At 58.5% G+C, this 18,835-nt stretch carries 20 protein-coding genes; 7 read left to right on the top strand and 13 right to left on the bottom strand.

What is annotated here, in order from left to right; translation table 11 throughout:
* Window positions 1–11: 11 nt before the first annotated feature.
* Window positions 12–1,238 (bottom strand): hypothetical protein, encoded by a 1,227-nt coding sequence (locus tag M2360_RS18480; RefSeq protein WP_280776728.1) that lies wholly within the window; start codon window positions 1,236–1,238, stop codon window positions 12–14.
* Between the two features lie 256 nt (window positions 1,239–1,494).
* On the opposite strand from M2360_RS18480, the gene M2360_RS18475 reads away from it, so the two are divergent.
* Together M2360_RS18475 and M2360_RS18470 are read left to right on the top strand one after the other, a co-directional pair.
* Entirely contained in the window at window positions 1,495–2,574 is a 1,080-nt protein-coding gene (locus tag M2360_RS18475; protein ID WP_280776727.1) for a GlxA family transcriptional regulator, read from the top strand.
* A gap of 19 nt (window positions 2,575–2,593) precedes the next feature.
* Window positions 2,594–3,016, top strand: a complete 423-nt coding sequence (locus M2360_RS18470) for an OB-fold nucleic acid binding domain-containing protein (RefSeq protein WP_280776726.1) — start codon at window positions 2,594–2,596, stop codon at window positions 3,014–3,016.
* Between the two features lie 197 nt (window positions 3,017–3,213).
* Here the strand turns inward: M2360_RS18470 and M2360_RS18465 are convergent, their stop codons facing one another.
* Window positions 3,214–4,911: an ATP-binding protein gene (locus tag M2360_RS18465; RefSeq protein ID WP_280776725.1), complete on the bottom strand. Its 1,698-nt coding sequence runs from the start codon at window positions 4,909–4,911 to the stop codon at window positions 3,214–3,216.
* Between the two features lie 438 nt (window positions 4,912–5,349).
* Between M2360_RS18465 and M2360_RS18460 the strand changes: the two genes are divergently transcribed.
* From M2360_RS18460 to M2360_RS18450, 3 genes are read left to right on the top strand one after another with little or no spacing between them, the layout of a single operon-like run.
* The gene (locus M2360_RS18460) at window positions 5,350–6,759 is read left to right on the top strand and encodes a cytochrome ubiquinol oxidase subunit I (protein WP_280776724.1); all 1,410 of its coding nucleotides are present in this window, start codon (window positions 5,350–5,352) and stop codon (window positions 6,757–6,759) included.
* A complete protein-coding gene (gene cydB / locus M2360_RS18455; RefSeq protein ID WP_280776723.1) occupies window positions 6,749–7,753 on the top strand; it encodes a cytochrome d ubiquinol oxidase subunit II in 1,005 nt (334 codons plus the stop codon). Before M2360_RS18460 ends, cydB begins: the two co-directional genes overlap by 11 nt.
* Window positions 7,753–7,887: a hypothetical protein gene (locus M2360_RS18450; protein WP_280776722.1), complete on the top strand. Its 135-nt coding sequence runs from the start codon at window positions 7,753–7,755 to the stop codon at window positions 7,885–7,887. Before cydB ends, M2360_RS18450 begins: the two co-directional genes overlap by 1 nt.
* Here the strand turns inward: M2360_RS18450 and M2360_RS18445 are convergent, their stop codons facing one another.
* From M2360_RS18445 to M2360_RS18425, 5 genes are all read right to left on the bottom strand, one after another.
* Complete coding sequence (locus tag M2360_RS18445) at window positions 7,888–8,262, bottom strand: hypothetical protein (protein ID WP_280776721.1); 375 nt, start codon at window positions 8,260–8,262, stop codon at window positions 7,888–7,890. It lies immediately after the preceding gene.
* Between the two features lie 63 nt (window positions 8,263–8,325).
* Entirely contained in the window at window positions 8,326–9,792 is a 1,467-nt protein-coding gene (locus M2360_RS18440) for a protein adenylyltransferase SelO family protein (RefSeq protein WP_280776720.1), read from the bottom strand.
* A gap of 79 nt (window positions 9,793–9,871) precedes the next feature.
* A complete protein-coding gene (locus M2360_RS18435) occupies window positions 9,872–10,978 on the bottom strand; it encodes a calcium:proton antiporter (RefSeq protein ID WP_280776870.1) in 1,107 nt (368 codons plus the stop codon).
* A gap of 107 nt (window positions 10,979–11,085) precedes the next feature.
* Entirely contained in the window at window positions 11,086–12,894 is a 1,809-nt protein-coding gene (locus M2360_RS18430; RefSeq protein WP_280776719.1) for an EAL domain-containing protein, read from the bottom strand.
* Window positions 12,895–13,160: 266 nt separating this feature from the next.
* Window positions 13,161–14,240: an AI-2E family transporter gene (locus M2360_RS18425; RefSeq protein WP_280776718.1), complete on the bottom strand. Its 1,080-nt coding sequence runs from the start codon at window positions 14,238–14,240 to the stop codon at window positions 13,161–13,163.
* Window positions 14,241–14,714: 474 nt separating this feature from the next.
* Between M2360_RS18425 and M2360_RS18420 the strand changes: the two genes are divergently transcribed.
* Window positions 14,715–15,890: an AIPR family protein gene (locus tag M2360_RS18420; protein WP_280776717.1), complete on the top strand. Its 1,176-nt coding sequence runs from the start codon at window positions 14,715–14,717 to the stop codon at window positions 15,888–15,890.
* Window positions 15,891–15,968: 78 nt separating this feature from the next.
* Here the strand turns inward: M2360_RS18420 and M2360_RS18415 are convergent, their stop codons facing one another.
* The 6 genes from M2360_RS18415 to M2360_RS18390 form a co-directional block, all read right to left on the bottom strand.
* A complete protein-coding gene (locus tag M2360_RS18415) occupies window positions 15,969–16,184 on the bottom strand; it encodes a hypothetical protein (RefSeq protein WP_280776716.1) in 216 nt (71 codons plus the stop codon).
* Between the two features lie 13 nt (window positions 16,185–16,197).
* Complete coding sequence (locus M2360_RS18410) at window positions 16,198–16,446, bottom strand: hypothetical protein (RefSeq protein ID WP_280776715.1); 249 nt, start codon at window positions 16,444–16,446, stop codon at window positions 16,198–16,200.
* A 1-nt stretch (window position 16,447) separates the two neighbouring features.
* Window positions 16,448–16,681 (bottom strand): hypothetical protein, encoded by a 234-nt coding sequence (locus M2360_RS18405; protein WP_280776714.1) that lies wholly within the window; start codon window positions 16,679–16,681, stop codon window positions 16,448–16,450.
* Window positions 16,681–16,974: a hypothetical protein gene (locus M2360_RS18400; protein WP_280776713.1), complete on the bottom strand. Its 294-nt coding sequence runs from the start codon at window positions 16,972–16,974 to the stop codon at window positions 16,681–16,683. The genes M2360_RS18405 and M2360_RS18400 overlap by 1 nt, the downstream gene beginning before the upstream one ends.
* Window positions 16,975–17,082: 108 nt before the next feature.
* Entirely contained in the window at window positions 17,083–17,592 is a 510-nt protein-coding gene (locus M2360_RS18395) for a hypothetical protein (protein WP_280776712.1), read from the bottom strand.
* 125 nt (window positions 17,593–17,717) lie between these two features.
* Window positions 17,718–17,888, bottom strand: a complete 171-nt coding sequence (locus M2360_RS18390) for a hypothetical protein (protein WP_280776711.1) — start codon at window positions 17,886–17,888, stop codon at window positions 17,718–17,720.
* A 518-nt stretch (window positions 17,889–18,406) separates the two neighbouring features.
* Here M2360_RS18390 and M2360_RS18385 point away from each other — a divergent pair.
* Window positions 18,407–18,697: a hypothetical protein gene (locus tag M2360_RS18385; protein ID WP_280776710.1), complete on the top strand. Its 291-nt coding sequence runs from the start codon at window positions 18,407–18,409 to the stop codon at window positions 18,695–18,697.
* Window positions 18,698–18,835: the final 138 nt, after the last annotated feature.

The following is an 18,835-nucleotide window of genomic DNA, read 5'->3' as shown; positions in this document are numbered from 1 at the left end:
GCCGCGGGGTCTCAGAAAATGAAATCGGACGCGTCCAACTGCGCTTTGGTGAGATTGGCGATGAACAGCGTATCGCCGTCATTGGAAATCAGTGCGCCGCCCTTCTCGAATGTCAGATGACCTGATTTCAATGCTTTGAAGCTCTCGAAGTTGGAGCAGCCGGACAGGTCGATCTTGTCTGCGCCATTCTTGAAGTCGGTGACCGTGTCATCGCCGAAACTGTCGGAGAACACGAATATGTCCGCGCCGCCTTTGCCGGTCAGCGTATCGTCGCCCTGAAGGCCGGACAGGCGGTTTCGGCCGCTGTTTCCGGAAATGGCGTTGTCGGTGTTGTCGCCCGCGCCATTGATGTTCTTGCTTCCCAGCAGATTGAGTTTCTCCACGCCATAGGCGGTGTTGAGCGCATAGCTGACGCTTGCATAGACCGTGTCGACGTCGTCATCAGGAGCGTTCGTGTATTCCACGACGGCAATTTTCTGGCTGTTGACATAGAATTTATCGTCGCCGTCCCCGCCCGACACCACGCCGGCAAAGGCGCCGCCGCGCGTGTCGAACACGTCATCGCCCTCATAAAGACGGATCTCTCCCGACATCTTGCCGTGATTGATCAGCGTCTCGTTGCCGGCGTCGCCGCTGAAGGACAGCGTTGTGCCGGTCAGCGAGCCATTGTTGATGGTTTTTGAGTCCAGTCCGGCGTCGTTCTGTCGGCTGAAACCGTATTTGCCCGAAATCACGCTTGTGTCGCCGAGCGAGATCGTCGTGGCGACATTGGTCAGTAGGACGGCAGTCATATCCGCCTTGATCACGCCATCATTGTGGAAGTCGACATTGTTGCCGCTCCAGATCACGCCCGCATAGCTCGATTTGATCGTGCCGGTATTGTTGATCTCGTAATGACCGGCGCCCAGCGAGATCTGGCCGTTCAGCAGGCCGTCATTGTTGATCGTCTGGTTATCGCCCTGGAGCGAAATGCTGACCGAACCCTTGACGACGCCGGTGCTGGCCACGGTCACCACATCGCCCGCGCCGCCCAGATAGAGGCCGCCGCCCGTCTGCTGGGCGCTCGTCACCACACCCTTGATGATAAAGGAGTTGTTCTCATAGCCGCTGGATTCATAGATGCCGTAAAAGCCGCTGCCCGCCGACACCGTCACGCCCTTGGCGACGGTCCATTGCGCGCCGGATTCGGCGATGTCGACCTGGTTGGCGATATTGCTGTTGAGCGCGTATTTCTTCATGACAATCCCACGGTCTTCAGGCGCAGCCGAGTTCGGTGCGAACACTGTCGCCCACGCCGCTTTGCCGTTCACCTGATGTTATGTTGCTGAAAAGCTTAGGCCCGAGCGGTTCCGACTGGAAGCGGCTCACAGTCGCCGACAGGCAGTTTGGCGGGATCGTTGCGAAGATTGGCAGGATCGCGCGCAAACAGTCTTGTGACTTTCGCCGGATGGTCAAATCGTGTCTAACCGGATCCAGGACCGCGCAGGAGACATCATGAAGCAGCATCCAAAGCACTCCGTCGCCATGCTGCTCTATCCGGGCGTGTCGGCCAGCGATGTCGCGGGGCCGATGGAATGCTTCGGGCTCGCCAATTACATCTCGGGCAACGGCATCTATACGCTGAGCACATTTTCATCCGACGGCGCGCCGGTGGAGGCGGCGGGCTCCTGGCTGACGCTGCAGCCGAACCACAGTTTCGACAGTTTGCCCGAGAATGTCGACACGCTGCTGATCCCCGGCGGCCCCGCCGCCTTCGCCCTGTCGCAAGACAGCGAGATCATCGCCTGGCTGCGCCGCCGGGCGGAAAAGGCGGCGAGGGTCGGCTCGATCTGCAACGGCGCTTTCGTGCTGGCGGCGCTCGGCGCAGCAGATCAGGGCAAGCTCGCCACCCACTGGCTGTTCACCGATCAGCTGGCGCGGCTGCATCCCGATGTCGATGTCGACCACGACGCCATCTATGTGCGCAGCGGCAAGGTCTGGTCCTCGGGCGGCATGACCTCGGGCATGGATCTGGCGCTGGCGCTGATCGAGGAGGATTGCGGACGCACCCTCGCCATGGAAGTCGCCCGCCACATGGTGCTCTATCTCCGTCGCTCCGGCGGTCAGTCGCAATTCAGCATGCATCTCAAGGCGCAGTTTTCCGACCTGCCGGCCATCAGCCGGCTGCAGCAATGGATCATCGACAATCCGCAATCCGACCTGCGCGTCGAAACGCTGGCGGCGCGCGCTGCGATGAGCTCGCGCAGCCTGCTACGCGTCTTCAAGGAGCAGACCGGCCTGACGCTGGGTAAATTTGTCGCCGAAACGCGGCTTCGCCATGCCTGCAGCCTGCTCGAAGACACCGATCGCGAGCAGAAGGAAGTCGCAAGCCTGTCGGGGCTGGGAAGCGAAACCAATCTCCGCAAAGTGTTCATGACCCGGCTGGGCATCACCCCCAGCCAATACCGCCAGCGCTTCCGCGCCACGGACAACACGCCCGCGGGCCCCGAAACCTCTGGCCATATCGGCTATGACGACGCCTGGCTCTATCGCACCGAAGTGAAGGATTTCCAGCGGTCGCTGAAGAGGCGGTAGGTGTGAAGGAGCGGGCGTTTTGGCGGGACGCGCGAGCTCGGCCAAGGGCGTGATCTTCATGACCATCGAGGACGAGACGGGCGTGGCCAACGCCATCGTCTGGCCAAAAGTCTTCGAAGCCTACCGGCCCATCGTCATGGGCGCGCGGCTGGTCGCCGTGCGCGGCCGCCTGCAAAAGGCCGATGGCGTCATCCATATCGTGGCCGAAAGCGTGGAAAACCTCAACGACCATCTCGCCAAACTCGCAGACGACGGACGCCTGATCGAAAGCCTCGCCAACGCCGACGAAGTCCGCCGCCCCGTCCTCGAAAGCCGCACCCGCGCCAAACCTGGCGCCGCCGTGACCGCGCTGTTCAAGGACATGCCGGAGCTGAAGGAGGATTTAAAGCGGCAGGCGGAGATGGCGCGGAAGGTGAGGCCGTTGGGGCGGAATTTTCATTGAGGGGAACGTCGATGATGTCCTTTTATACGCGATGTCAGTGGACGGATTATTCTCCGTGCAGTCATTACATCTCGAGGATGGTGGCGCAAAATATGCCGATCCTTCATGTCGCAAGAAAGATCGCCCACGCCGAAATCATGTGGCTTAAAAAAAACGCCTCGCGGACCCATGTCGCATACGAAAAGCGCCTCACAAGGTCATTTCAAAATGCTAACAATCGTCTGTCGAAGATCTGAACAAATAGGAATACCTTCTGCCGGCTTACCCAGATTCGCGCGGAGTCCGATCTTTCGCCCTAGCCCATGTTCCGGCAACACCGTCAGACATGATTTTGCCAAAAGGGTCAAAAATTTCTTACCCTTTATTGTCGCGGGACTATACCCCCCAAGCGCCTCCCAACGTGCGATTGGATTGCGATCGGGATCTGCTTGTAATTTATTGACTGCCTCGTTGTAGCCGCTGGAGAAGTACTGCATGCACTCGCCTTGGTCGAAGCTCGCAAGTGCATCATCAAATATCTCTTTCGCCACGTCAGCTGTTACATCCAATACCTTGGCAACATGTTCAATTTTGCAAAAATGGCTTTCAATGTCCGAGCCCTCAGTAAACCAGACTGGAACATTTTTTGCAGTGTAATCTTTCAGTGCTGACCAGGCTGCTGCATCAGCATCGGACATGAAGTCTCTGTCCCTATGGATAAGGATTTTGATCCTCATTTTATTCATAAGCGTCACCGCCTTAGGGCCGTTGGGCAAGCTATCTTTGCCAAAGGTGGGCCAAATCGCGCATTTTTGCGCGAGTGTCGGCCACTGATTTAGAATATTCTGTAACTTTTCAGTATTTCCATCCTCTGTAAAAATAATGAGCTCCTTGTCTAAAATACTCCATCCCATTCTTTGTCGAACTACATCCCCATTGGCTTTTGCTGAACCATTTTCTAGCCAGTGGATGCAAGAATCTTCAGAGAGGGCGCGGACTAAATGTGGGGAATGGGTGGAAATAACGATCTGAGTGCCAGGAAAATTTTTAGATGCTAACTCTAAAGCTTTGATAAGGCGTTGTTGCCTTCCCGGATGTAGATGCGCGTCCGGCTCATCAATCAGCAATAACTTCGGTCTAAAATATAAGAGATAAGCAAAAATTTGCACAACCTGAAGGAAGCCAGTGCCAGCCATGTCAATTGACTTCCAGGCAACAGTGTGGCTCTGCCCTTGAACCTTCATATCGGACGTTAGAAACTTCAGGTCGATGTTTCGGTCACGCAACCGATCAAATTTTATCCAGAATGTTGTCTCTGGCAACACCAGTGATACCCACTTTGATAGTTCGTCCAACTGTTGGTGCTGTTGCCCCGTTCCTTCACCACCCACGGCATATGCAAGGACTATTTGACGAAGAACTGAACCGCCCTCTCCGGATGCAGCCTTCCGGTGCATGATAGGGACTGCCAATATGGTTTCTTCTTCCGCCGCCCCGGCTATTCCTGGAATGTAGGCGGTACTAGGCTTATCGTTGGCCGTTAATTCTAGTGCCATTGATCCTTGTATTGAGATATTGACGCCCGCATTGTTGCGCGCGGCACTAATAGAAATCGAGGTTTCTTTGTCTTCATCCGAAATTAGAGTGACCGAGATTTTACGACCCGTAGAGCTGTTCTGAAGTTTGAGCTTGTGCGCGAGGTCAAGAAAATCCTTGCTTGGAACGTAATCCATTTGTTCAAGTGTTACTTTTCCAGCATCAGCTAATGTTGCGCACCTTATAGCCCAGTGTATTGCTTTCAAGAATGAAGACTTTCCGGAGCCGTTCTCACCCACCAAGACAGTCACAGGGGCTAGCTCCAGCTTTAGAGCTGCATCAATTCGCTGAAAATTTTGAACGCGGATTGCTTTAATCATTTGCTCACCTCTGTTGTCTGTAAACCTTTAAGTAAGGTAACGATTCGTTGGCAGCTCCCGGAAACGAAATCCACAATTTTTGCGAGAAATTGCTACTCTTTCAAACCGTTTTATATCGAGACATTGCAATTTTATGTAATTATTTCGGATGAATAGCAACCTAAGGGCGCTCACGCTAACCTCGGTCATTGCTGCCGGCGTTTCTCCCTATGCGGCGAGGGCCGCATTTGATCGCCGCGCTGTCTGAATAGTGGCTGATATCGAATCCGAGGTAATCCCCCCGGAACAATCCCCACTCCCTCCGGTTCCGCCTGCGGCGACACACCGCGTGGCGTCTTGTCCAATTGAGAAAAGTCAGCCGCACATCCAGATGTCTTGACGCCAGCGTAATATGAATGCGCCCGTCTTGAGGGGCGCGACAAAAAGGGAGTTGGCGCCATGTTTGACCAATTCGACGCGGTTCTTCTCGCGCGCATGCAATTCGCCTTCACCGTGTCCTTCCACATCATCTTCCCGGCCTTTTCGATCGGACTGGCGAGTTATCTCGCCGTGCTCGAAGGCCTGTGGCTGTGGAAGAAGGACCGGGTCTATCTCGAACTCTTCGATTTCTGGAAGACCATCTTCGCCATCGCCTTCGCCATGGGCGTGGTCTCGGGCATTGTCATGTCCTACCAGTTCGGCACCAACTGGTCGGTGTTCTCAGACAAGGCCGGCCCGGTGATTGGTCCCTTGATGGGCTATGAGGTGCTGACCGCCTTCTTCCTTGAGGCGGGCTTTCTCGGCGTCATGCTGTTTGGCCGCAACAAGGTCGGGCCGGGGCTGCATTTCTTCGCCACGCTGATGGTGGCGGTGGGCACGCTGATCTCGGCCACCTGGATTCTGGCGGTGAATTCCTGGATGCAGACGCCGCAGGGCTTCGCCATCAATGACGAGGGCCAGTTCATCCCGACCGACTGGTGGGCCATCGTCTTCAATCCGTCCTTCCCCTACCGGCTCACCCATATGGTGCTCGCCGCCTATCTCACCACGGCGCTGGTGGTCGGCGCGGTCGGCGCTTGGCATCTGCTCCGGCGGCATGCGCCGATCCGCTCGCGCAAAATGCTGTCCATGGCCATGGGCATGATCACCGTGGTCGCGCCTTTGCAGATCCTCGCCGGCGATGCCCATGGGCTGAACACGCTGGAGCATCAGCCGGCCAAGGTCATGGCCATGGAAGGCCATTTCGAAAGCCATCCCGAGGGCGCGCCGCTGATCCTGTTCGGCCTGCCCAATCAGGATGAGCAGCGGGTCGACTACGCCGTCCAGATCCCCAAACTGTCGAGCCTGATCCTCAAGCATGATCTCAATGCGCCGCTTGCCGGCTTGGACACGATCCCGCGCGATCGCCAGCCGCCGGTGGCGGTGGTGTTCTGGTCGTTCCGGGTGATGGTGGCGCTCGGCTTCGCCATGCTGGGGCTGGCCTTGTTCAGCCTGTGGCGTCGCTGGAAGGGCGATTTCGCCACCCACCGCTGGTTCCTGCGCTATGCGCTGGCCATGGGTCCCATGGGCTTCGTCGCCGTGCTCGCCGGCTGGGTCACCACTGAAGTCGGTCGCCAGCCCTATACGGTCTATGGCCATCTTCTCACCGCTCAATCGCATTCGCCGATCGCCGCGCCGGCGGTGGCGGCGTCGCTGATCGCTTTCATCGTGGTCTATTTCTTCGTCTTCGGCGCCGGCGTCTTCTACATCCTCCGGCTGATGCATCGTCTGCCGCGCGATCCCATGCCGGATCTCGGCGGCGGGCCGATCCGTTCCGCCGGCATCCATCCCGGCCCGGCGCAGATGAAGGAGAACGCCCATGCTCATTGATTATCCGTTCATCTGGGCCGCCATCATCGCCTTTGCCGTGCTCGCCTATGTGATCCTTGATGGCTTCGATCTCGGCATCGGCATCCTCTATCCGCTGTTTCCGGAGAAGCACGACAAGGATGTGATGATGAACTCGGTCGCCCCGGTCTGGGATGGCAACGAGACCTGGCTGGTGCTGGGGGGAGGCGGCCTTCTCGCCGTCTTCCCGCTCGCCTACGCCACCATCCTGCCGGCGCTCTATATGCCGATCATTCTGATGCTCTTGGGGCTGATCTTCCGCGGCGTCGCCTTCGAGTTCCGTTGGCGCACCCATCGCTGGCAGGGCTTCTGGAACAAGGCTTTCTTCGCCGGTTCCTTCACGGCGGCGCTCTGCCAGGGCATTGCGCTCGGCGCGCTGGTGCAGGGCATCCGCATCGAAAACCGCGCTTATGCCGGCGGCTGGTGGGATTGGCTGACGCCGTTCTCCATCGCCACCGGCATCGCCGTGGTCATCGGTTACGCGCTGCTCGGCTCCACCTGGCTGGTGATGAAGACGCAGGGCGAACTCGGCGTCAAAGCCCGGCGGCTGGCCTCTCTCTCGGCGGTCGCCACGCTCGTCGCCATGGGCGCCGTCAGCCTGTGGACGCCGTTCCTCAGCGACGTCTATCTCAGCCGCTGGTTCGCATGGCCGACCGCCATCTTCAGCGTCATCGTGCCGGTGCTGGTGGCGGGTTGCTTCGCGCTGATGCTCTACGGGCTGAAGGCGCATCGCGACACGCTGCCGTTTCTGGCGGCGCTCGGCCTGTTCATCCTCGGCTATGCCGGCATCGGCATCTCCTTCTATCCCTATATCGTGCCGCCTTCGCTGACGATCTGGGATGCGGCGGCGCCGGATTCGAGCCTCGCCTTCCTGCTGGTCGGCGCGCTGGTGCTGGTGCCGATGATCCTCTGCTACACCGCCTATTCCTATTGGGTGTTCCGCGGTAAGGTGGATCCGGAAGAAGGATATCACTGATGGGTGACCGAGTGGAAAACAAGGACGGAGGCGCTTCCGCGGGGAAGCGCCTCCTCTGGTTCGTCGGCCTCTGGGTCGCCGGCGTCGCCGCCGTCAGCGTGGTGGGTCTGGCGATCAGGGCAATCCTGCTCTGATCAGGCGGCCTTGGATTTCGGCCCGCTGCCCGATACGGTGCTGCTGGTGGCCGAAACCGGATCGCTGGCCGGGAAAGACCCTTCCAAGCCTTCCTGCAGCTGGTCTTCGAGTTCGCCGGTGTCGCCGGCCTGACGCGCCGATCGCCGCTGGGAAGCTGGGATGTCGGTCACGTCGCGCAGCTGGCTCGCGTCCATGCCGACAATATCGGCCATCAGCTGGCGGGCGCGGGTTTCGGCATTCAGCCGGTTCAAGTCCGCGTCATCGCCCTTCGGCATGAAAACCGAAATGATGTCGCCGCCCGGGCTGACGAATTCGACCGTAAAGCCCTGCTTGCCGCCCCGTTCGGGAATGACCTGCGATTCGACATTGTCCATGTGAAAACCTCCTGTTCGGTTCGTCACATCAACGTTGGGCAGTGCAGGGAAGTTCCCGTCAGTTCAGGTGCCGCAGAAGGTGCGGAGCACCCGCTCATCGGGCTCGGCCGGCAGTTCATAGCGCGCGGCAACATCGGCGCGCTGCACATAGGGCTCAGCCAGCACCGCATGCAGCCTCTCGAAGGGGCCAAAATCCTCCCGCTCCGTCGCCGCCACGATGGCCTCCTCGATCAGGTGGTTGCGGGGAATATAGACGGGATTGACCGCCCGCATCGCCGCGGCGCGCTCTGCAGCCGTGATCTCCTCGCCCTCATGACGCTGCCGCCACTCTTTTAACCAAGCTGTGACAGGATCCGGATCGACGAAGAGCGAGAGCAAGGGGCCGTCATTGCCCTCGGCGGCATCCGCCAGCAGGCGGAAGCCGCGGGTGAAATCCACTTCCCCGGCCTGCAGCAGATCGAGGAAACCCTGGATCAGCGGCTCGTCGCCGTCGCGCTCGGTCGTTAAACCCAGCTTGCGCCTCAGCCCCGTCACCCAATGGCCGGTGAAGAGCGGGCCGAAGCGCTGCACCTCCGCATTGGCCATTTCGACGGCGGCGTCGAGCTCATCGGCGAGCAGCGGCAGCAGCGTCTCGGCCAGCCTTGCGAGGTTCCACTGGGCGATGCCGGCCTGATTGTGATAGGCGTAGCGGCCGTTCCGGTCGATGGAGCTGAACACGGTGGCCGGGTCATAGGCTTCCATGAAGGCGCAGGGGCCGAAATCGATCGTTTCGCCTGAAATCGAGGAATTGTCGGTGTTCATCACCCCATGGATGAAGCCGATCTGCATCCAGCGCGCCACCAGCGCGCTCTGCCGCTCGGCGACGCGCCGGAGCAATCCGAGATAGGGATTGGCTTCGCTGGCGAGATCGGGATAGAGCCGCTCGATCACATAATCGGCCAGCGCCCTGACGCCGTCCGTGTCGCCGCGCGCGGCGAAAAACTGGAAGGTGCCGACCCGCACATGGCTTTTCGCCACCCGCGTCAGCACGGCGCCGGGCAGCGACGTCTCGCGATAGACCTGATCGCCGGTGGCGACAGCCGCCAGCGCCCGCGTCGTCGGCAGTCCCAGCGCATGCATGGCTTCGCTGACGATATATTCGCGGATGACAGGGCCGAGTGCGGCCCGGCCATCGCCGCCGCGCGAATAGGGCGTGCGGCCCGCGCCCTTGAGCTGGATGTCGCGCCTGACGCCGTCACGGTCCACAGTCTCGCCGAGAAGGATCGCGCGGCCGTCGCCGAGCTGGGGCGAGAAGCCGCCGAATTGATGGCCGGCATAGGCCATGGCGATCGGGATCGATCCATCCGGCACCTGATTGCCGGAAAACACCGCCGCCGCCGTCCCGTCATCGACCGCTACCCAGGAGGGGCCGAGTTCGCGGGCGAGATCGCGGTTATAGGCGATCAGCCGCGGGCTCGGCGCGCCGGAGGGATGAACCCGGGCGTAAAACCGGTCGGGCAGGGCGGCATAGGTGTTGACGAAATCGAGCATGGGACGGCTTTCAAGTCTCGGGAACTGACAGAACACAAATGGGCGCGCGATGTTTCCGGCGCAAGCGCTTTCCTGTCCCTTACAGCCCCAGCATGGTCAGCATCACGAAGGCGCCGAACAGCACGAAATGCGTCATGCCCTCAATGGCGTTGGTCTCGCCGTCATTGAGATTGATGGCGGCGGCGATCAGCGTGATCGTCACCATCACCGTCTGCACAGGCGTCATCGCCATGGTGAGCGGCTGGCCGTTGAACAGCGCGATCGCCTCCATGACGGGGACGGTGAGAATGACCGTGGAGAGCGAGGCGCCCATGGCAATGTTGACCACCGCCTGCATGCGGTTGCGCAAGGCCGCCCGAAGCGCGGTCAGGATCTCCGGCGCAGCCGAAATCGCCGCAACCAGCACCGCCATCAGCGCCGGCGGCGCGCCCGTGCCCTCGAGCCCGTGATCGAGGAAGGCGGACATGACCTCTGCGAGCCCGCCGATCAGCACGACGCCGAGAATGATCACGCCGATGGAAAACGCCATCGGCACGCCTTCGTCCTCATGCCCGTCTTCCTCTTCGTGCGGCTGCGCCTGTTTGCGGTCCGACGATGTGTAGGCGTAGCTGAAGAAATAGGAGTGCTGGCCGACCTGCATGCGCAGAAAAAGCGCATAGAGCGTCACCATCGCGAAGATGGTGAAGGCCGAATAATAATGCCATTTGGCCGCCGGGATAAATTCCGGCACCACCATGGAAATGCCCATGGCGGTCAGGATCATCACGCTATAGGTGCGGCCGGAATCATTGTTGTAGGGCTGCTCGCCGAAGCGAAGGCCGCCCAGCAGCGCGGCGAGACCGAGAATGCCGTTGATATCCAGCATGACCGCCGAATAGATCGTGTCCCGGACAAGCGTCGTCGACTCCGAATCGAGCATCAGGATGGCGAGAATGATCACCTCGACCGCCACCGCCGACAGCGTCAGGATCATCGTGCCATAGGGATCGCCAACGCGGATGGCGAGATGTTCGGCATGTTTGGCGACGCGCACCGAGGCCATGACGATCGCCGCCACGATGGCCGCCGCCGCCATGAGGCTCGCCGCCTGACCGAGACCGAGAATCCAACTCTCGCCGGAGAAGGCCAAAACACCGGCAACCAACGGCAGACTGAGGATAAATTCTTCTCTGACGAACGCTTTCATCATGCTCCTCGCAATCGGATAGATCCGGCGCCGGCGTCCGCCCTTGGGCGGAGCGCGAGCTTAGCCTGATGCGTAACCTCCAAAACGAGGAATTGTCGCGCGAAATTCTAGGCGCTGCGTTGAAAAATCGACAGGTCGACGGCCTTGTCGCGGATCATGTCCGTCACCACGCCGAACGGCGCGGCCCGTGCATAAAGATATCCCTGTCCGACATTGCAGCCGATCCGGCAGCATTCTGTCGCCTGTTCGGCAGTTTCGACGCCTTCGGCGATAACAGTCAGACCCAGTCTCTGGGCGATTTGGACGATGCCCTCCATGATGATGCGACTTGGTCCGGGCTCGGTCACGCCGCGGGTGAAGGATTTATCGATTTTGATCGCATCGATGGGAATGGTCATCAGATGCGTGAGAGACGCAAAGCCGGTCCCGAAGTCATCGAGCGCGACCTTTATGCCCTGGCTCCGCAGGCGACCGATCTCGTCGGCGATCGCTCGGTCGCGCTGATCGAGATAAACGGATTCCGTCACCTCGATCATCAGCCGGTCTCGCGGGACTCCCTGGCGCGCGAATGTCTCGTCCAGGCCCTCGCGCAGATTGCCGTTGTGGAAGTCGGCGCTCGATACATTGACACCGACATGGAAGCCGCCGAGCCCCATCGCGCTCCACCGCGCCATGTCGCCGGCGACCTTGTCAAGCATGACCCGCGTCAACTTTGCGGCGACGCGCGCATCTTTCGTGGCCTCGTGAAAAGCTGCGGCCGGCGTGACCGAGCCGTCAGGATTGCGCATGCGGCACAATGCCTCCAGTCCAATGACGGCGCCAGTTCGCATGTTGATGATCGGTTGGTAGAACGCCTCGATGCGTTGCTCCGACAGGGCGAGCGTCACTTCGCGAATGGCGCGGTAACGCTCGCTGATCGCCGTTCCCATCCCGTCCTGATAGGTGACGAAGCCGCCCCGCGCCCGCTCCTTGGCATGGTAGAGCGCGAGGTCGGCGCTTTGCCGGATAGCTTCGGATGATTGGCCCGGCTGGATTACCGCGCCGCCCATGGTGGCCGAGGGATGCACCACGTTTCCGGCGCAGTCGCAAGGCGCTTCCATGGCCTGGCCGATGGCGCGGGCCGCGCTCTGAAGGCTTCCGTCGCCGTCGAGCGGGGCGATCAACGCGAATTCGTCGCCCCCGAGACGGAACAGTCGGTCGCCATCGACAATGGGCGTGATGCGCGAGGCCACCGCGCAGATCAGGGCGTCGCCCGCCCCATGCCCGAACGTGTCGTTGACGAGTTTGAGATTGTCGAGATCGACCAGGATCAATCCCCAGTCCAGATCGCCTTGGGCGAGAATCTCATCGAAGCGCGAATTGAAACAGGCCCGGTTGGGCAGGCCTGTCAGGGAATCGGTGAAGGCCAGACGTTGGCGCTCCCGCACGCGCGCCTCGCGCTCCAAGGCGATTGCCGTGAGATGCGTGCTGGCGGCGACGATTTTTGTCTCGAACTCGGTCGGTCCGCGCGTTTCGCTGAAATAGAAGCCGAATGTGCCGATCACCACGCCTTGGCTGATGATCGGCGTGGACCAGCAGGCTCGAAGACCGAGCGGCAGCGGCAACGACTTGTAGTCTTCCCAGAGCGGATCATTGGCGATGTCGGTGACGATCACCGGTTTGCCGAGAAAAGCCGCCGTGCCGCAGGAGCCGACTTTGGGGCCGATCGCCAATCCCTCAAGCGCGTCGCAGTAATAGGCCGGCAGGGAGGGCGCGGATAGCGGGTGCAGGCGCCCTTGCGCATCCACTTCCAGGACCGAGCATACAATATCTGGAATGATGTCTTCGACCATCGAGCAGAGCCTATCGAGCGTGGGCTTGAGCGGCTCCCCGATCGCGATCAATTCCAGGATTGTGTTTTGTAGCGATTGCAGCATGGCGGTTTCCGAAAAATCCTGGGAAACTATGAGGCGCGGTCGCTAAAAGGCCCTTAAGAAAATCCGGGAAAGCTAATGTAACCGCTTTTTTGGCGTTTGATTCGGCAGGTTTGTGACGATAACGGATGAAGTGCGGCGTGTGGTTCGGCCAATCGTTGTCTCGACGGAGCGATGCCGGGTACTTTTCGGCTCCGGCGCCGAAAGCGCATCCACCTGGGCGTTTCCATCAATCATTTGCGCTCGCGAAGAAAAGAGCAAGGCCGCAATCAGGGGTTTGACGCCTTGCGCGCCGCGCCGTAAGTCGGCATCGACGCGCCGGATTCGTCCCTGTCTCTCGCCCTGCTATCGGACATTGCGTCTTCACGTTCCAGATATCGCTTCACATAAAGCTCGAGCGCCAGCGTCTTGGCGAGGGCGGCGAATGGCGTGGCGATGGCCAGGCCGATCAGTCCAAACAGCGCTCCGAACAGGATCTGCGTGGAAATCACGAAAGCCGGCTGCAACTTCACTCTTTGCCTCTGAATGAGCGGCGTCACCACATAACTCTCCAATGTCTGGACGCCGGCATAAATCGCGATGACCAGCAGCGCCTTGTTCATGCCGTCCGGCAGGGCGATCAACACGCCCGGAATGGCGGCGAGCACCGGGCCGATATTCGGAATGAAGGCGAGAATGGCGGCGATGAGCCCAAGCAGCAAAGCCAGCGGCATATCGATAATCCACAAGCCGAGACCGGTCAGCAGCCCGATCAGCGCCATGGCGATCAACTGGCCCACGATCCAGTCGCGCAGCGAAGCCACTGATTTGGCCAGAACCTCCTCGGCCTCGAGCCGGATCGACGGCGCGAACAGCAGGATGATCCCTTTCTTGTAGCGCGTCGGATCAAAAGCGCCGTAAAGACCGATGAACAGGATGATCACGAAATCCCCGAGCGCTCCGAATGTCGACGACAACACCCCGGTGGTGACATTGGTCGCGGCGGGCCAGCGAATCGCTTCGGAAAAATCACGATTGAGCAATCGTTGCCCCCAGCCGAACCCGTCGATCCATTCCTTCAGTTTGGCCAGCCCCTTGGGCAGCGCTTTTGTAATGGCGGTGATCTGCTCCGATATCGCCGGAGCAGCGGCCATGACGGCGAGAACCACGAAACTCGCCAGCAAAACGAGAAAAAACACCAAGCCATAGACCGGCTTGACGCGCGCGGCTTCCGCCAACCCATCGCCGCAGGCGCGAAAAAGGATCGCGAGAAGAATGCCAGCGAACACCAGAAACATCGCACTCGGCGCAAGAACCGTCAGAACGGCCAGGCCGACTCCGAAAATCACAAGAGAGGCCCGCTTTTCCATCCCCGTTCAAACTCCCAGCGCGCCACAGGACCGTAATGACGGCCTAACGCCATTGGGCGGCCCAGGTTCCTGACGAGCACGGCCAGCACAAGAGTTCGCGGCTTATGGCCGCAAATCACTGTGTCAAAGATGTTGGGGAATTGGGTAGATCGACAGCCATGAAATGGCGGAGAAGATGGGAAACGGGGGTTCCAAAAAATAGCCAATGAAATCAGTTAATTGATAGCAGATTTGTGTGCTGTTTTGTAGCAGAGATTGTCTGTGGATAACTCTCCATCGTCAGACATAGCGCTAGAAAAATGTGACAAACCGCCGGCTTTAGGCAACCATCATCATTTGGGGAAAACGCCTCAAGAAAGGCCGAAGGCCCTTGACAGGCCGAGAAGGTATATGCAGCATCCACGCATCGGCTCGCATGGATCATCCAGGTGGATGCGTCTTTAAAGTTGCGGCCGGTGGAAAAGGAAGCAAAAAATGGCTACGAGCCTCAAAGGCGCGACGATTTCGTTCGCGTATCATACCTGCCGTAATATTAGTTCTCCCGAAGATGAGCACGAAGATCGTAAGGTCTATGCTGGCTACGCACCGAGTTCATCTGTTCTCCAATTGGATGACAACGAGAACGTTCGCGAATATCTTGTCGATGCAAAGGGCAAGCAGAAACGATCGCCAACGCTTGTGCACCAGGCAATCCGCAAGACCCTCGTAGACACGCCCGATCTGTTCAGCATCCTAAACGGTGGCATGGTGATTGTGGCGTCTCATGCCGCAGTCGATGACAAAAACAAGCGAATGCAGCTTACCGATGCGAGCATCATAAACGGTTCGCAGACTCAGGGCGAATTGCAGCGCTTCTTCGATCAGAATTCCAACAATCCCGATTTTGAACCTAGCATCCGTTATGAGATCATAGTCACCAACGATCCTGACTTGGTCGCAGATATCTCGATTGCCCGAAATTTCCAGAACGACGTTCGGGCGATCTCGATAGCTGGTCGCAAGGGCCAGTTGGACGAGCTGGAAACCTCGGTCCGCCGTCATGTCCCGAACGCCAAGCTGCGCAAACGTGAAACCGATCTGATTACGAACGACGAGGAAGGATACCTCGACACAGAAAAGCTGATCCAGGTCACTTTCGCTCTAATGCCCGTGGATGTTTTGAAGCGCGTCGTTACGTCTGCCGATGGCGCGGATGGCGTTAACAAAGCCTTTACCTACAGCAAGAAGACCAAGTGCCTGAAGCTGTTCCAGCGGGTCGAGGAAATGGTTCAATCCGAAGTGCTGGATTGTTTTCTGGATCTGGCCGGCCCCGCATGGAATCTCTACGAGCGGTGGAAGGGGCACCAGGGCTTCAAGGGAACCCGTCTGCGGTCCATCGAACGAGAGGCTAGGGCGATAGTTCAAGTGCCCGATGGCATTATATTTCCTATCCTTGCAGCTCACTCGGCGTTCGTGCGCGAGGACAAGAATGGAACGTGGTCGCTCGATGTTCCGTCATCTTTCACCGACAAAGAACTCATCGAAGCGGCGGCGCAAGTCTATCAAGAGATTGCGAACAGCAACCCTCAGACGATGGGTAAAAATAAAGCCTGCTACACGTCTCTACTTCGAATCACTTCGATCTACGCCAAGCTAAGAGGACGTGTCTGAGCCTCCGGGCCATACGGCCGGAGCATTGCAGCGTTACAACAGTTCGAGCCCGCCGATCTTCACCGGCGGGCTTGGTTGTCAGATCGAATGAAGGTCGCGCCAATCCCGCTCACTGATCGGAACGACATGGTGTCGGGAACTTGTCGCGGCGAACGCGGCCTCATCAATGCTATTGAAGTGACGCGCGTTCGCCCAGGTCGTCACATATTCGAAGTGCTCCCAATGCTGGCGGGCGGCAACAAGATAACCGGCGCGGCCCGCCGCCGAGCTTGGACTGTGCAGAGCGTATGTCATCAAACTTGATCGACTACGCTGCGCGGCTGAGCGCTTTCACGCGGACGCGCGGCTTCTGGTCCTGAGATCCGAGAAGCTTGCTGATTTCGGTCATCCGAGCGCCGATCTCGCCGACTTCCTCGCCTGTGCAATCCCCCAAGCGCTTGCCATTGGGAAGGATCATGTCGAGAAGGGTGCCGTTCGCGGCGTGGTGCTCAATGGTTGCGGCGAACCGCTGAACTTTAGAAAGTTCGCGTTCGATCGACTGTTTAAGATTGGTCATGTTACGCGGCTCCCCATGCGCCGGGTTGCACGGTGCCGCGTTCCCGAAGATTATTGATCAAACTGCCAATCACCACGTTGCCGGGATCGTCCAAATAGAGCCTACCTGTGCTTTCAGGTCGTGCGTCACCACGGCCATAGACATGCATCATCGCGTGGTTGGTGAAGGCGTGGAAGGTGAATTCCTCGCCGTTGATGGTGCGCGTGACGGTGCGGAGAAACTTGCCCTTAGCCATTATGCAGCCTCCTGCGAGACAACCTGAAACGGCTTGTCTGTCGCCGGTCGATAAACATCGACGGTCTGATAATTGAAGCCGGCGAAGCCGTGATGCACGGCAATCATCAAGCCGGCCGGCGAGTTCGCGAAAACTTCAACATAGAAATCTTCGGCCTCGTAGAGGGCGTCTGCCGTAACGCTGTTGTCACCCTTGCACTCAAAGAGGTCATAGAGGAAGCCGTTAAACTGCTTCCGGCTCATGCGTTCGGCGCACTTCTCATTCGAGCGCGTTGCGATAGATGGTGTAGTCATGATATTGTCCTTGTGCTGCGCCCCTCGGGGCGTTGAATGTTGATTGGTAGTCGGCATTCTATGCCTATCGGGCGGTTGGCCCCGTCCCGATAGGCGCTCTTGAAAGGGCTATTCGCCCTTGACCTTCCATTGTGGAAGGGTCCACCGGACTGACTTCGAAAGTTCGTCGCGGTATCTGGTCAGCTTGGCGATATCCGCCAGCGCTTGTTTCTTGATGGCCGGGTTGGTGAGATCGGCCGCTTCGATTTCAGCGATGCGTGCTGCGATCTCTTCCGTTTTGTAGGCGTTGACAATTTCTGCCAATGCAACGGCAGCGTCCAAGAGGCAGCCGATTGTCAATTCAGCGCGACCCAAAGAGCCCTTGAAAGCCGCGTAGTCTTCCGCAAATTCTTCCGGGTCGATCTGATCAGTCTTAGGCTTGGGTCCGCTGTCATCATCAAATGTCAGCCAGTCAACTCCCATCACGTCAAATGGGATATCCACGCCAGTGGTGTCCTGCCAATCATAATACTCGTTAAACGGGCGGCGGAACACAGGGTTTGCGGCGTCGGCCTTCCGGCTGTCCTCCTTCTTTTTCCTTTGCCGATACTCACGCTGATAGTCCGCAGAAGTCTTCATAAGTCACCATCCTTATCTCTGCTTTTTAATATCATGAAAACGTTAGATGGCTGTCTTCTATGCGGCATGTATTAATCTATAAGCGACGTTTTGCAGATTTTGGCCTTGAAACCAGATGCTGGCGATCACTCCTCATCGTCCGAACGGCTGCTCTCCGGCCAAATGCCAAGGTGCTCGCCGAGCGCCAAGACAACGTCGTCCCGGATACGGTCTTTCAGGATTCCGCCGAGGAAGCTGTCGAGGATCGAATCGACATACCGGGAATGGTCTTCGTCGTTCATGTAGATCGCAGTCATGTGTTCGCCTTTCGTGGTTGCGGCACAAGATCTGAATCATTTGGGAGTCGGCGTCAAGAGATATTAAACATAAATATCAATGGGTTAGATCAGTCAATATTGACTGATCACTCTCGGGCTTGTCCGCTGTTGCGTGAAGCGACGGCGTGGGATAAACTATTGCGGACGCGCAAGAGTGCTGGCAGCAAGGACACAACAATGTCTTCTCGCAGGCACAGGCGAAAAAACGGGCGCGCAAAGATCAATACTAAATCCCGCCGGTCCTCCAATCCTCTTGAACTCCTCAAGTTGTTTTTCGATATCCTGCGTATTGTGTGCCGGATATGGGACTTGTGGGAATGGCTGAGCTCGCTCGTAACGACTTGGCGGCTATAAGTCGGCGAGCAAGTCCTTGATCTCTGAATTCGTCCGCAATCAATAGCAGTTCGAGATGTAGTCCGACCAAGATTTGGATTGACGGTTTATGTCGGTCCATGCGTTTTGACGGTTTAGAGCGTTTTGCCGTAGGAGGTAACAGCGTGCGTCATTATGAAAGTGGCCATTGGCTGACGGGAATGTTCATATTTCTGTGCGGGTGGGGCATAATACTATACCAGATCTATCGATTTTTACGTTATGGCCTGTGGTGGTCTCTCTCTTTTCTCGATTTTGTAGGAGCGGTTTACAACAAGAAACAGTCAATGCAGGATTGGGTCGCCAGTCCGGAGACATGGCAGGGTTTGCACTATGTGTTTTCGGTAACGCCCCTATCCTTGGTTGCTATTGTTGTTGGCTACTTAATTCTGTTGATGGCGCATTTTGATCCTTGAGCGGTAAGCGAAGAAGCAGAGTGCAAGCGCTCGCTTCGCTCGCCTCCGCGCCCTTTGGGCTTGGCCGCCCTTCACTCGCTTCGCTCATTCCGGTCGGTCGTCTATGGTTGCTCGCCGGGAAGTGTGTTTGACTCTTCC

Origin of the sequence: Rhizobium sp. SG_E_25_P2 (assembly GCF_029892285.1) — a bacterium.
Lineage (GTDB): Bacteria > Pseudomonadota > Alphaproteobacteria > Rhizobiales > Rhizobiaceae > Rhizobium_E.
This window is presented reverse-complemented; position numbering and strand designations above follow the sequence as displayed.